This is a genomic window from Marinomonas sp. THO17, from assembly GCF_040436405.1.
In the GTDB taxonomy this organism is placed as follows: Bacteria; Pseudomonadota; Gammaproteobacteria; order Pseudomonadales; family Marinomonadaceae; genus Marinomonas.
Window position 1 is genome coordinate 2,221,047 of record NZ_AP031575.1, and the last position, 14,693, is coordinate 2,235,739.

Sequence of the window (14,693 nt, forward strand, 5' to 3'; positions counted from 1 at the left end):
CAATGAAAAGCCGCTTATCTAAGGTAAGCGGTTTTTTTACTTATGTTTAATCAAAAGTATTTCTTTCTCTAGAACAGAATCATTTCTTCTGAATCAGACAAGAGGCTAATCAGCTAAGCAATCGTTTAAACCCCTTTACGGCTCCACTAGAGAAAGCATTTTCAGTGCAACCCCTCTGGGTTTGTTTTCGCCCTGTTCCCATTATTCCAAACAATTTATCTCTGACGTTTAGGTAAAATAGACCAATTCCGTCTTCCTCTTACAAGACACAAGGGGAAGAGACTTGCTCAGCACATAACTAAACCAACTGTAGCACCTTCTTAGACGCTTCAGCCAAGAAACCTGAGCGGGATTTATATTTTGGATTGGCGGCGACGACCTTATCTATCTTAGTGATTAATAAGTGTGGCAAGGTAACGTTGATCTTCTCGCTTTTGCCAAGTAGTGGCGTGATGTCCACATTCACGATTGCCCAGACACCATTAGTGAAGTCTGGGTTGTCTTTTAACTCGGCAATTGGGCTTGCGACAGGGATATCCTCACCCTCTTCCAACATCAATTCTAAATGGCTGAAAATCGCTTCTTCCGCCATTTCCAATGCTTCATCAAATGTATCGCCTGCAGAAAAACAGCCTGGGATATCTGGCACAGTAACGCCATAACTTACGCCATTGTCAGTATGTAATACGATTGGATATTTCATGGTCGACACCTACCCATCAAGCTGTGCTTGTTTTTTGATGCTGTTAAACGTACCAAGAGGCAAGTCTTTTTTCAGGTGTGGCACTGTTACTGTGCCTCGTTTTGTTGGGTGCTTAAACTGTACGTGACTCCCTTTCGCACGAACTTGATACCAGCCATCCTCCAACAGAAGCCGAATAACCTCTCTGCTCCTTTTCATACGATCATTCCTTTGATCTTAAGAACTTAAAATATAACCCCAATAACCCCAAATTTCCAATAGGGGTAATTTGTAAAAGTAAAAAAACCCTCTTTACCAAGTTAAAGAGGGTTTTTAATGACTTGCATGATGAACCGTTTCTTAGCTTAACGCTTTTTTAATATACCACTAGCCAGTAATACACCTGTCGCCACCAAACCTAAGCCCACAATAGAGTAAGCCTCTAAGGTTTCACCCAGAATAGGAATAGCAATAATGGAGGCTAACACTGGGGTAAACGCACCGATGGCGGCCATGTTTTCAGCGCCCAGTTTTTGTACCGCATAGCCGTAAGTGAAGCCTGTCATTAAACCAACCAATAAACTTTGCACCACCAGCTGTACCGCAATCATGTCCCAAGAAGCATCAGCAAGGCCGCTGGACACCAAACCGGTTGACCAAAGCAAAAGCAAAATGACGAAAGACACAAACCCCATCAGCGCAGTAGATAACAAGGGAGGCAAACCAGCAATACGCAAACTCACAGTATAAATCGCCCAAAATATACTGGCCGCCAGCAGTAATAAATCGCCTTTCCAAGTCCCCTCTGCAGCGGTCAGCATGGACAAACTCAGTAGAACAATCACCCCAGTACCCACTAGACCCAAGCCAATTTTTCGCGCTCGTGTGACTTTTTCCTGATAAAACAGCACTGCTAATAAGGTTACAAAAAGAGGGTAGGCACCAAGAATCAACAAACCAGCGTGTGAAGCCGGTGCGTATTTCAAACCTGTGGCACTGAGAAAGAAGAAGGGAACGCCAGCTCCACAGACAATGCCAAGTAACAAAATAGGGGAAACCGCTTTTATCTTTTCTCGACCACGCCACAGAATGGGCAAAAGCAGAAGAGCCGGTGGCGTAAAACGCAATAGGCCTAAATCAAAAGGCGTTAAGGTATTGGTCACACCAGCACGCATACTGACCAACCAAGAAGACCAAATTAAAATACTGACAAAGGCCGCTAACAATCCCAATTTAAAGCCCCAACCCGTTGCGTACATCTTATAGTCAGGTTGAGAATTGGAAGCAGGTTTAGAATAGTCTTGTGTTGCAGAATGAGCCATACGCACCTCGCCAGATAATATTAAAATCTATTATCGCTACAAATCTGCGGACATGTCCTTGCTATTTCACCCAGTTATACTCTATTTTTTAGCATATATACTCATATTAAGAAGCTATAGTTATGAAATATGCCAATATAGACAAAACCGACTTAGATATACTCGCTCGCCTACAAGAAGACGGACGCCTCACTAATGTGGCGCTAGCGGATCAAATTCACCTCTCTCCGTCTCCTTGCTTAAGGCGTGTAAAACAATTGGAAGCCCAAGGTGTGATTCAAGGTTACCATGCCAGGATTGATCGTTTAAAAGCCGGATTTTCCATGACAGTATTTGTTGAGGTGAAGTTAAGAAATCATGCAGATGACTATCATCTTGATTTTGAAAGGGCGATTTTAGCAATGGAAGACGTCATCAGTGCGCATTTGGTGTCTGGCTTGGCTGATTATAAGTTAGAAGTGGTGGCAACGGATTTACAAGATTATGAAAGCATTCTCAAACGCATTCAGTCTTTGCCCCATGTAAAAGACTTGCAAAGTTACTTTGCTATTCGCTCGGTGAAAACCGCCGCACCATTGCCGCTTAAAAAGCCAAGATAATTTTGTTGCTGTCATAAAAAACCGCCTTAGCCAATATTAGCTAAAGCGGTTGATTTTTAATAACAGGCTTACACCTTAAAGCTACTCACTTGCTTATCCAAGGCTTGGTATAGCTCTGAGATATCTTGTGATTGTTTTTTAATATTGTCAGAGACAGATTGCACAGAATCTGTTTGCTCTTTCAAAGACACCATATTTTGGTTGATGTCATTCGCTACCACAGATTGCTCTTGAGTCGCTTGAGCTGTTTGCGCTGCCATGGTTTGCACTTTGGCAAAAGACTCTTGCAGATCATGGAAAGCTTTTGTCACATCGCCAAAGTTATTCACTGTGAAGTCTGCATTGTTGCGACTGTTTTGAATGGCTTTGGACGATTCCGCCACATTTACTTTCAACTGCTCGATCATGGTTTCAATTTCATTGGTACTGTCTTGCGTACGCGTGGCAAGGGTTCTCACTTCATCTGCCACCACAGCAAAACCACGACCTTGTTCACCAGCACGAGCTGCTTCAATCGCGGCGTTGAGTGCCAATAGATTGGTTTGCTCAGCAATGTTGCGAATCACTTCCAGTACAGAGGCAATACTTTCCGAGCTCTTTTGTAATTCATCAGAACGCCCCAAAGCCAATTCAATATCGGTTACCAATTCAGTTACCGCAGAATGAGATTTGTTCACTGCGGTAATACCATTTTGTGTCAGTTTACTCGAATTATTCGCTTCTTCAGCTGCTTCACGTGCCACGTTGGCCATTTGTTGGTTAGACATGTCCATTTCATGACCCGCACTCACAATGGAAGCCGAGGCACCTGCCAAAGAACCAGTGATATCTGAAGTTTGTGTTGCAGCATTATTCAGCTGACCTGTCACTTTACCAAGCGCACTGGCCTGTTGATGAATGTTCGCAATGATGCCGCGTAAGTTGTCGACAAAACGGTTAAATTCTACCGCCAAATCCCCCAACTCATCTTTGGTTTTGAATTCGATACGCTGGGTTAAATCACCGTCTCCTTCGGAAATTTCACGAATACGTTGACCAAGGTAACATACCTGATCGGTAAGAGTTTTCGGTGTTTTGTAGCTGAACCAAGCGGCTATTAATGCACCAATGAGTACCACAATAATGGCAATACGAACGGACGCTTCCAGTTCACTTTCTAAGGTCTGTTTCACTTGCTCAGCATGCTCATTAATGGCTTCTCCAGCCACATCTAGAATGTCTCGCATGGCACCAAAGGTATCATTTGATAAGGCTTCAGCCTCAGCATAACCAGCCATGTTCATATCTAATGTTACTACCGCATTAGAAGCGGCCACCCAAGCATTAAATGCTTGATCAAAGTCACCCAGTTTTTCAATCACTTCCGGCGCTATTGACATATATCCAAGGTACAAGTCAAAGCGATCTTTCACTTGTTGAATATTTTCAGTACGATCCGTTTCTTCACTTTCAGCATCGCCAAGACCCGCCACAATACGCTGCTCAGCCAATTTGGCTTGATAAGCATCACGGTCGGCATTCAACACAACGGAAATTGCCTTTTCAAAGTGATTAGTATGCTCATTTAAAGACGCTTTCAATTGGTTAATAATGAATCCTAAAGCAAACAACGCTAGGATGAATGTCACAGACATCACAATAACAGGCAAAGAAGTTTTCACCCTCACAGAATTTAAACGCATGCTCAACCTCCAGGACAAACGCGTATAACGATGTCGGCAATACTAGGTCTTTGCCATTGCGTACTTCAATGAGGATTAACAAAATCGCACACGAATACTGTAGGATTTTACTTACAACATATAAAAGGTTGCGTTAATGCACTAGAACCTTGCAATAAAAATAAGTTTATATAGAACAAGCATATACAAACTTGCGCAAGTGAAGGCATTAACTACGAAGCATCAATCAAGGTAACCATGAAAATGGACACTATGACACTTTTATAAAGCGTCGCACCTTTTATTTCGGCCTTTTGTCAACAAGTTCGCGTAGAAAAAGACTTATTCCTATCTTCCTCCCTAGGGAAGATAGGAATACTTCCTTTATAATGCTCGTATCATGAAAAAAGATTGGGTGTGACCTTGCTACCACAGGATGAAAAGCTGGCGTTAGCCGCTTACTTAGAAAAGCATTCAGAGTTTACATTGCCTGCATCCGCCAAGGATTTGGATCAAGCCTTGCAAGCACTTGATCAGAATTACCTCAACCAAAACACAACCGCAAGCCGCTATTCTGAGCAATACGCGCGCCTTAAAAATTACTTTCGTACCAGTATGTTAGTTTTATTGCTGATAAGTTTTGTCATTGGGCTATTGGTCACCCCCAGCAGTTTCCTCGTCAATGAACAAAAACACATCAATATTTATTGGCTATTACTCACCCTACTGGGATTGCCTTGCATTAATCTTTTTTTATGGCTAGCAAGTATGGTTTGGTTAACTAGTAAAGCCAGTTCAAGTAAGCGTCCTTTTTTACTTGCCACAGTATCATTCTTACACCACAAAATTAGCCAGTGGCTTGCCATTGATGTACAGGTCAGTAAAGCGTTTTGGCATTGGCAAAGCCCGCCACAAAATCAAACTTGGCTGGCAAGCAGCTTATCTCATGGTGTTTGGTTAAGTTATCTCAGCGCTGGATTATTGATGACATTACTGCTTTTACTGACCAATCAAGTGAGTTTTATTTGGGAAACCACACTGCTCAGCGACAGTCGTTTTTTATCCTTAACCCAATGGTTAAGTACACCTTTAGATTGGTTAGGATTGGATTTACCGACTCAAGCCGACATACTTTCAAGCCGAATTGATCACACACTTCAAGAGCAAGGCACACGACAGCGCTGGGCCAATTTCTTGCTGGCCAGTTTGTTCGTATACGGTCTACTACCACGACTCTTTTTGCTAATCTTGTGCATGGCGGTGTATCGTTTCAAATTACTAAATCGTAAGCCCAGCATACAAGAACAGGTCATCCTGAATCGTTATGTACAACAAGAGGCTCATAAAAAGCGTATTATTGATCCAGACCACCTTAAGCGACCACAAAATACCGACTATGAAAAACAAACCTTGCCCGTTTGTCCTATTGAAAAAAACAGCTTATGGGGTCTTTATGAATGGAGTGATGAGATTCCTGCCACTCTCAAAGAGGTCAATGCCTACCTAGTAAATGACCAAAGCCAACAACACGCATTCTTGCCACTTACTCATGGGCAAGCAACCTATCTTTTGGTTAACAATGCTCACAGCCCAGACCGTGGCACAATGCGTTTTCTAACCAATTTGGCCGCACAACAAGCCTCTGTCCAAATGGTGCTGTCGAAAAACAAGACCAGTCATTTTGATGCTGTTTGGCTTGACCTAGCCAAACAGTTACAGCTAGCCGAACCCAAATACTTACCAGAGGAATAGACAATGTCGATTAAACTCTTAGTGGTGGGTCATGCAAACACAGGGAAAACCTCTTTGATTCGCACCTTGTTGCGTCGTCATGACTTTGGAGAGGTGAAAGATCAGGCCGGCACCACACGCCATGTTGAAACAGTGACCATTAGATTGGCAGATCAGGACATCCTCCAAGTAACCGATACACCGGGGTTCGAGGATTCCATCGGTTTGTGGCAACTAAGACAACAAGCCCCTTTTCAGTCGTTTTCAGGTAGCGACTGGCTTGCTCACTTTTGTCAAAGCGACTATGCCAAAACAGAATTTGAACAAGAAACCAAGATACTTACTCAGTTATTGCAAACCGACATCATCCTGTATGTGATCGATGTTCGCCAAGCTCCCCTTGGTAAGTTTTTAAATGAATTAGATATTTTGGCCAGTGCTAACAAGCCCATAGTGCCGATTTTGAATTTCAGCGCCAGCCCAACACCTCATATCGACAACTGGCGTCGTGTTTTAGCAGAGCGTCATCTGCATACTTTGGTAAAATACGATTCTGTGGCGTTTTATTTTGAAGATGAAAAACGCTTATACCAGAGCATTCAAAGTCTTATGCCCGAAGATTATGAGCAACTAGAAGACTTTATCCAACATCGATATCAAGACGCTCAATTACGCCTGCAATCCGCCACTCGCCAACTTGCTGAACTGCTTATTAATGCCGCGAGCTATCGACTCTTAGTGAATCAATACCCACCCAATGCTCAACAACAAGACGCTTTTGAGCAAGTCATCCATCAACAAGAGCAAGGTTTTATCCAAAGCCTTTTAGGTCTTTATGAATTTCGCTCAGACGATGTGCATTTAGAGCATCTTGCTATTCAAAATACGGTCTGGCAACAAGATCTTTTTGCCAAAAGCACACTCAAAGAATGGGGGCTAGAAACCAGCAGTGGTGTTGTAACAGGAGCCGCCATTGGCGCGGGGATAGATGTAATGTCAGCGGGTCTTAGCTTGGGTACAGCTACGGGGATTGGAGCTTTATTAGGGGCAGGGTGGCAAACTGGTAAACATTACAAAGACACCATAAAAAGCAAACTGACCAAGCGCCATTACCTTTGTCTTGATGATGTCACTTTGGGACTGTTGGCATTGCGCGGAATACAAGCCGTTGTGCAATTACATAAACGTGGCCACGCAGCTCAGCAAAGCGTGCAAGTAAAGGGTGATAAGACAAGCAATATGGAAACGATTAAGCCATTGTTGAGCTATTTCCAACAGGCCAGACAACATCCACAATGGTATCTGTCAGATAATCCGTTGCAGGCAACATTAGAAAGCAAATTACAGCAAACAATAATCCATAAAATTACCCCTTAGCGGCGAGCTCAGCATCCAAGCGCTGCTGAGTTTGGTGCATTTGTTCTTCACACTGTTTCATCAGTTTAACCACATCGGTTTCGTGAAGACCCTCTGTAGAAATAGGATCCAGCATTTCCACTATGACCTTTCCATTATTCCAGCGGTTGAGTTTGACCTGATCATGAGTGCTACTACAAACGACAGGAATAACAGGCACTCCGGCTTGCACTGCCGCATGAAAAGCACCGCGTTTAAAGGGTAACCAGCCACGACCACGACTTCGTGTACCTTCTGGAAACATCCAAATTGACAAGCCGGTACGTTTCATACTGTTCACCACTTGATCTATGGTGGCGATGGCTTTTTTACGGTTGTTGCGATTAATCAAAATATTGCCGCTCACCCAATATAAAAGTCCAAAAAAAGGAATCCAACGTAAGCTGGTTTTGCCCACAGTGACCACGCCTTTTGGTACCACCACGGCCAAGGTAAAAAGATCAAAATTATTTTGATGGTTAGCCACATAAACGGCTTGTGGCACAGAATGAGCTTTATCTGATACCCGCCCAGAAATTGACAGGCCAAATAAAGGGCCAACTTTAGCGAACACTCGCCCAAGGTGATAAACACGATTCTTTGAATTCAAGGTCAGCAAACAAAATACAATTCCCAACAAGGTTACCAGTAAAACCAACACCAACAGCAGCGCCATTCGTATCAAAAGCAACATAACGGATTCCACCTTAGCAATTAAACTGATCCATTTGACTTGTTATTAAACTCCGCTCGCCATGCAAAAAATTCGACGGAAGTTAAGGGCTTAGAGTAAAAGTAGCCTTGTATCTTATCACACTGGAATTGCCTTAACAGTGTCGTACTGGCTTGGTTTTCAGCGCCCTCTGCGGTAACCACAAAACCTAGACTATGGGACAAATTAATACTGGTTCTCGCAATAGAAGCATCGTCTTCGTTGGTATCAATATGCTGAATAAAGGCTCGATCTATTTTCACCTCATTGACCGGCAAATCACGCAAATAGGCTAACGAAGACTGACCCGTACCAAAATCATCAATGGCCAAATGAATGCCCATTTTTTGTAACTCTTGCAACACACTGATAACTTTATTTCGATCCGCCATCACAGCACTTTCAGTCACTTCCATAGCCAGGGCATCAACTGGCAATTGATTCGCTTCTAAAGCAAGTGACACCTTCAGCGGTAATTCTTCATCTACCAAATCATGCGCCGATAAATTAATCGCCACGCGAATCTTGTGTCCTTGCTGCCACCATTCACTAAGTTGTGCTAGTACGGTATTCAGCACCCATTTTGTTAAGGCTTGGATACCACCTGCATGTTCCAATAAAGCAATAAATTCATCCGGCGGTATAAAACCTAATTCAGGGTGAATCCAACGAATTAACGCTTCTGCTTCATGACAATCCTGTGTTTCCACAGAAACCTTAGGCTGATAAACCAAAAATAATTGATTGTCTTCCAAAGCATGGGGTAAATCTCGAATGATGGTCAATTGGCGCTGATGACTTTCGTCTTCACCTTGCTGATAAAAAGCAAAGGCATCGCTTTCTGACTTCGCTTTTTCCGCCACTATGTCTAAACGGCGGATCGCCGTGTTCACGTTTTTAGTGGCCAGTTGCAATGGTAATACGCCAATACTGACATCAATACGAATTTCAGAGCCCTGCTCAATTTCGAACTCATCACTCATCACCTCTTTCAGATCAGAGCAATCCTGAGCAGTAATATTTTGAGAAAAAATAAGCAAAAACTTATCATCCCCTAAGCGAGCTATCATCTCTACTTGACGAGCCCATGCTTGCAGTCGATTGGCTACTTTACCCAGTAAAATATTACCCAGATCAAACCCCAACATATTATTAATGTCGCGGAAGCGGCGTATGTTCAACAGCAATAACCCACCTTCTTGTGCAGGCAAAGCACCTTGCAAATATAACTCCACCGCACCTTGGTTGTTTAAGCCTGTCAGCATGTCGTGGGAAGCCCGATAAGTCAGCTCTTCTTCACGCATTAAAATGGAATGTTGCATGGCTTTCATGGTGTTCGATAGCACCCCGAATTCACCCGTCATTTTGGGCGCAGTCAACTCAGCTTGTTGTACGCTTTTACCAATACTGGTAGCAAAATCAACCAGATGACCAATAGGACGCGTCATATTCCGTGCCAAGGCGACCCCGAGGAATAAGGCAAACGCAAGGGCACCAGCAAAAATGCCCAATAGCTGATTACGCGTAAAGTTATAGCTCTCTTTCCAAGGATCATAAGGTAAATGAATCAAACCCCATTGATTTTTCACTCCCAGATCAACAGAAAGCGTCAGATACTTTTCATCATTAGAAAAGGCGGGGGTTTGTAATATTTCGACTGGATGCTGGATTTCATCCAGTAATTTTTGCCCTTCATTGGCCGTAAGAGTTGTGCCGCCAAACAGCAAAGAACCGTCTTCAGTACCATAAACAAAGCTAATGTCTTGGCCCGTAACACCCTTAATCTCCTCAGCTAAGGACTGATCCAATAAAAACGCCATGCCAACCCATGCCACAATATTAGGAGAACGAACAGGAACCAATACCAATTGATAAGCCAAATCCCCAAAAGCAATGGTGGTGCTGATTGACGAACCACCCGAACGTCGAGCCGCCAAGACTAAATCGGAAATGGTATTGTCGGTAATTAATTCCTCTCGTGTCATGGTAATGACATTACCATTTGGTGATAACAACAAAGAAACGTCGGCATTAATACGCGCACCATGATTTTCCAAAACAGATCGTATGGTTGCAGTTTCTTTAGTCGCAACAGCCTGTTTAAAACCAAAATCTGAAGTGAGGATTTCCACGCCTTTGGTTAATTGCTCGGCACGCGCTTCCAATAACAGGTCGAAGACATTGCGAGACACGTCAATGGACTGAACACCCTGACGATAATTATCTTCTTTTAAGGACGACAACACAGCCAATGCTGTACCCAACTGTGCAAACGCCAATAACAGCAAAACAAATAAAATCAGTCGCGCCTGAAAGCTCCTGAACACAGTAAAAATCCCCTAACATCTGTCACTTGACGTAATCTTGAATAATAGGGTGTATACAAGATTAATACCATAGCCGATAAAAGACTTGCTTTAGAATTCCACATAACATAAGTTAAAAATTAAAACATTTGTTAAAAAATGATTATGGAAAAATCGTTTTAAAAAATAACTATGAAAAAACAAACGCAACGCGTTTATAACGCAATCAAGGCAGATCCTTTAGCCTCACAAAAAGCTCTGGCTGAGCGCCTTAATATGACTCGTGAATCTGTCGCCAGTCATATTATGCAACTGACTCGACAAGGTCACATTTTAGGTAAGGGTTATTTGCTGGCTCAACAAAATGCTTATGTGGTGATAGGCGGCGCTAACGTCGACATCAATGGCAACAGTGCTGTCACTTGGCTAGCAAATGACTCAAATCCCGGCTTTATCAACCAAAGTCCTGGCGGAGTAGGACGCAACATTGCTGAAAACTTAGCGCGTTTAGGCGAAAAAGTTCATTTAATTGCCCCAGTTGGATTAGATCAACGAGGTGATTGGCTAATCGAACAAACCCATGCAAGTGGTGTCGACATACATCATGTGTTGCGACATGACCATTTACCGACAGGGACCTATCTTGCTATCAGTAATGAACACGGCCAATTACAAGCAGCCATTGCTGATATGCGTATCGTAGACACATTAGAACCGCAGCGTTTAGCGTCTAAATCCTCATTATTACAAAGTGCACAAAGCATTATTGTCGACGCTAACCTATCAATAGATTGTCTTGACTGGTTGTCAAAAGAGTATTTTTCAGCACAGTTTATAGCTGATGCTGTCTCTGCCACAAAAGCGCCCAAGCTGTTACCACTGCTCAATCAATTAACCCTATTAAAAGTCAATCAAGACGAAGCGCGCGCCTTGTTGCAAAGTCAACAAACAGACCCACAAGCATTGGCACAAGAACTATTAAAACAAGGGGTAAAATCCGTATTACTCAGCCTAGGCAGTCAAGGACTACTATTCGCTGATGCTTCTGGTTGTTATCAACAAAGCTGTCATCCGACATCGCCAGTCAGCGATACCGGCGCAGGCGATGCGTTATTAGCAGGCTATCTAACCGCCTGTGAGCAATTTGAAGATATCAGTAAAAGACTTTCTTTTGCTTTGGCTTGTGCTGCCATGACACTGGAAAGCCCACATGCTAATCACCCTGAACTCAGTGTTCAGAAAGTCACCCAATGGATACAATCTCTATGAATCAATATCTTGATATTCACCCAGAAGTCGCCGAGGCCATCGCGTCTGGCAAACCTGTTGTTGCTCTAGAAAGCACCATCATTTCCCATGGTATGCCTTGGCCTCAAAACGCAGAAACCGCTAAACAGGTAGAACAAATCATTCGTGATCATGGTGCCGTTCCTGCCACCATCGCCATCATTCACGGTCGCCTAAAAGCCGGGCTCAGCAGTGAGGAAATCGATACCTTAGCAAAAGCCGGTTTGTCAGTAACCAAATGCTCCCGTCGTGATCTACCTTTTGTGGTGGCCCAAAAACAACATGGCGCAACCACAGTGGCCGCTACCATGATCATTGCAGCCATGGCAGGCATACGCATATTTGCCACAGGTGGCATTGGCGGTGTTCACCGTGGCGCGCAACAAAGTTTCGACATTTCAGCAGACTTACAAGAACTGGCTAAAACCAATGTGGCGGTGGTTTGTGCTGGTGCCAAATCCATTTTGGATCTGGCCTTAACACGGGAATACCTAGAAACCCAAGGCGTTCCTGTTCTGGGTTACCAGACAAGCAGACTGCCAGCTTTTTATACTCGTGAGAGCGATCAAACCGTCGATTACAACATGGCATCCCCAAAAGAAATTGCTCAATTCATCAAAGCCAAATGGGATATGCAATTACAGGGGGGCACTGTGATAGCAAACCCCATTCCTGAAGAATTCGCTATGGATAAAGAGTCCATCGATACAGCAATTACTCAAGCTTTAAATGAAATGGAAGAACAAGGGGTGGGCGGCAAAGAATCCACGCCTTTCCTATTAGCTCGCGTTGCTGAGCTAACGGGTGGCAACAGTCTAGCCAGTAATATCCAGTTGGTATTTAATAACGCTCGTTTGGCAGCGCAAATTGCAACTGAGTTGTAAGGGTTAAAGACAGTAATAGCAAGCTTGTCGCCTTAGGACAAAATGAGGCGACAATGGCCATCAAGGCCCCTTAGTAAGAGATTGGCAGTTTAATGCTGCCAATAAAAATCTCGCCAATAATCTATTTGATCATCGCCAAGAAAACTCCATGCGATAAATCGACTAATTTTCTGTCCTTGTGCCATTTCAATTACTTTCACTTGTTTTGCGCCAACCTTTTGCAGCTCTCGTTTCAGTCGCTCCAAATTACTGTGTCGCGCTACCAAAGAAGTAAACCAGAAGCACTGGTCCGCCACCGCTTGGCTTTCTCTAATCATACGACTGATAAAACCTACTTCACCGCCTTCACACCAGAGTTCGGCAGCCGTACCACCAAAGTTCAGTCTCTTATTGTTTGCCATACTGCCAGCAGGTTTGCCTCCTTTCAAACCTCGCCATTTACGTTGTGACTCTTGTTGCATAGCCGATTCACTGGTATGAAAAGGAGGGTTACACATGGTCAAATCAAAACGTTCATCGGCTTGCCAGACTCCGTCAAATATGTGTTCTTGATTCGCTTGTTGACGAATGCTGATCGCCTCTTTAAGGCAAGAATTGGATTTCACTATGGTTGAAGCAGTGGCAACCGCAATGGAATTAACATCCGAGCCAACAAACTGCCAACCATATTCTTGATGCCCGACTATGGGATAAACACAATTTGCGCCCACCCCCACATCCAAAACCTTGATCTCTTTACCACGAGGAATCACACCATTATTGCTGTCCGCTAATAGATCCGCTAGATAGTGGATATAATCCGCTCTGCCCGGGATCGGAGGACATAAAAAACCTTCTGGAATGTCCCAAAACGCCACGCCATAAAAGTGATTAAGCAGAGCACGATTCAGGGTTTTTACCGCTAAAGGATCAGCAAAATCCAATGACTCGTTGCCATATTTATTTAACCGGATGTAATGAGATAACTCAGGACAAGAATCTGCGAGCAAAGCAAAGTCATAACGCGCTCTATGCGGATTACGAGGATGCAATTCCAGTTTTTTATTGCCTTTGCCTTTACTTGAATGCGCTTTATGAGTCACAAAGTTGCCGTTATTTAGAGATGGGTATGGTTAAGTATAACCAAATCCACAGATTGCCTGAAGTGTCGGCATCTAGTTTGGATAAGGTATAAGAGATTGCACTACCTCTTTTGCCATTGCTCGAAACCAATCGGCTGCAGGATCACCAGAAGAACTTCTCGGCCAACACAAATAATATTTCACGTCAGGAAACTCAAAGGGCAAATCCTTCATCACCAAACCAAAGGATTGCTGGAAGCGACTGGGTAATAAACCACTGGTACTGAGCAATAAGTTGGTGCGAGATACGGTTTCTAAGGCGGCCATAAAATAGGGCGTTCGAAAAGCAAAGCGTCGCTCTTTCGCTCGGTCACCCAATAAAGAATCACTCACCACGCGCATTGGACCACCCATATTCACCAATACATGTTGAAAGCTTAAATATTCATCGAGACTTATTACATCCTGCTTAGCCAATGGGTGAGCGGCTGACATAATACAGCGGAACTTCTCACGACCAAATAAAGTGTGCTTAAAGGTATTTGGCACTTCAATGTACTCACTACACAAGTACAAGTCGCCATTATGTTCGGTTTGTCGCATTAAGCTGGTTTCTGTAATGGTAGTGGTTTGCAAAGAAGCCAAGGGCGCTTCCTGATAAAAACGTTCAGCAATGGCAGGGACATAAGCTTGAGCCTGATAATGGGTGGTCAACAAACTGAACACTCGACGACTGGTACTGGGTTCAAACTCCGGTGTCATTTGCAAACTGGCCATTTGCTCGAGCATTTGTTTGATGGGTACCTCCAACTCTAACGCTCTGTTCGTTGGCAACATGCCACTGGCAGTTCGAATGAACAAGGCATCATCAAACGCTTCTCTTAGTCTGATCAACAAGCGGCTCATAGCAGATTGGCTCAAAGACATCCTTTGAGCTGCACGACCAACATGACGCTCTTCCAATAAATACAAAAAACCCGTTAAGGCTTTTAAGTCTAATTGCAGCAAAGTGTTCGATAACATAGCAAAATCCGGTTTATGCATAATAGTTAG

General features: G+C 43.6%; 13 protein-coding genes. 5 read left to right on the forward strand and 8 right to left on the reverse strand.

Features of this window, described 5'->3' with window-relative positions:
• Positions 1-298: 298 nt before the first annotated feature.
• From ABXS85_RS10560 to ABXS85_RS10570, 3 genes are all read right to left on the reverse strand, one after another.
• Positions 299-703, reverse strand: coding sequence for a type II toxin-antitoxin system HicB family antitoxin (locus ABXS85_RS10560; RefSeq protein WP_353666493.1), 405 nt, complete (start codon positions 701-703; stop codon positions 299-301).
• Between the two features lie 9 nt (positions 704-712).
• Positions 713-901 carry a type II toxin-antitoxin system HicA family toxin gene (locus ABXS85_RS10565; protein WP_353666494.1) on the reverse strand — a complete coding sequence of 63 codons (189 nt, stop codon included), beginning with the start codon at positions 899-901 and terminating at the stop codon, positions 713-715.
• Positions 902-1,047: 146 nt separating this feature from the next.
• Entirely contained in the window at positions 1,048-2,004 is a 957-nt protein-coding gene (locus ABXS85_RS10570; protein WP_353666495.1) for a DMT family transporter, read from the reverse strand.
• A gap of 122 nt (positions 2,005-2,126) precedes the next feature.
• Here ABXS85_RS10570 and ABXS85_RS10575 point away from each other — a divergent pair, with 122 nt between their 5' ends.
• Positions 2,127-2,603 carry an Lrp/AsnC family transcriptional regulator gene (locus ABXS85_RS10575; protein WP_353666496.1) on the forward strand — a complete coding sequence of 159 codons (477 nt, stop codon included), beginning with the start codon at positions 2,127-2,129 and terminating at the stop codon, positions 2,601-2,603.
• A gap of 68 nt (positions 2,604-2,671) precedes the next feature.
• Here ABXS85_RS10575 and ABXS85_RS10580 read toward each other — a convergent pair whose 3' ends face one another.
• Positions 2,672-4,285 carry a methyl-accepting chemotaxis protein gene (locus ABXS85_RS10580; protein ID WP_353666497.1) on the reverse strand — a complete coding sequence of 538 codons (1,614 nt, stop codon included), beginning with the start codon at positions 4,283-4,285 and terminating at the stop codon, positions 2,672-2,674.
• Between the two features lie 396 nt (positions 4,286-4,681).
• Between ABXS85_RS10580 and ABXS85_RS10585 the strand changes: the two genes are divergently transcribed.
• Positions 4,682-6,016 (forward strand): DUF2868 domain-containing protein, encoded by a 1,335-nt coding sequence (locus ABXS85_RS10585; RefSeq protein WP_353666498.1) that lies wholly within the window; start codon positions 4,682-4,684, stop codon positions 6,014-6,016.
• A gap of 3 nt (positions 6,017-6,019) precedes the next feature.
• Complete coding sequence (locus ABXS85_RS10590) at positions 6,020-7,372, forward strand: DUF3482 domain-containing protein (RefSeq protein ID WP_353666499.1); 1,353 nt, start codon at positions 6,020-6,022, stop codon at positions 7,370-7,372.
• Here ABXS85_RS10590 and ABXS85_RS10595 read toward each other — a convergent pair.
• On the reverse strand, positions 7,362-8,084 hold the full coding sequence (locus ABXS85_RS10595; RefSeq protein ID WP_353666500.1) for a 1-acylglycerol-3-phosphate O-acyltransferase: 723 nt from the start codon (positions 8,082-8,084) through the stop codon (positions 7,362-7,364). The two genes, ABXS85_RS10590 and ABXS85_RS10595, sit on opposite strands and share 11 nt — an antisense overlap.
• A gap of 20 nt (positions 8,085-8,104) precedes the next feature.
• Complete coding sequence (locus ABXS85_RS10600) at positions 8,105-10,429, reverse strand: EAL domain-containing protein (RefSeq protein WP_353666501.1); 2,325 nt, start codon at positions 10,427-10,429, stop codon at positions 8,105-8,107.
• 171 nt (positions 10,430-10,600) lie between these two features.
• Between ABXS85_RS10600 and ABXS85_RS10605 the strand changes: the two genes are divergently transcribed.
• On the forward strand, positions 10,601-11,677 hold the full coding sequence (locus tag ABXS85_RS10605) for a PfkB family carbohydrate kinase (protein ID WP_353666502.1): 1,077 nt from the start codon (positions 10,601-10,603) through the stop codon (positions 11,675-11,677).
• Positions 11,674-12,579 (forward strand): pseudouridine-5'-phosphate glycosidase, encoded by a 906-nt coding sequence (locus tag ABXS85_RS10610; RefSeq protein ID WP_353666503.1) that lies wholly within the window; start codon positions 11,674-11,676, stop codon positions 12,577-12,579. Before ABXS85_RS10605 ends, ABXS85_RS10610 begins: the two co-directional genes overlap by 4 nt.
• 89 nt (positions 12,580-12,668) lie before the next feature.
• Here ABXS85_RS10610 and rlmF read toward each other — a convergent pair whose 3' ends face one another.
• Positions 12,669-13,661 (reverse strand): 23S rRNA (adenine(1618)-N(6))-methyltransferase RlmF, encoded by a 993-nt coding sequence (rlmF, locus tag ABXS85_RS10615; RefSeq protein WP_353666504.1) that lies wholly within the window; start codon positions 13,659-13,661, stop codon positions 12,669-12,671.
• Between the two features lie 72 nt (positions 13,662-13,733).
• A complete protein-coding gene (locus ABXS85_RS10620) occupies positions 13,734-14,663 on the reverse strand; it encodes a LysR family transcriptional regulator (protein WP_353666505.1) in 930 nt (309 codons plus the stop codon).
• Between the last annotated feature and the right edge of the window lie 30 nt (positions 14,664-14,693).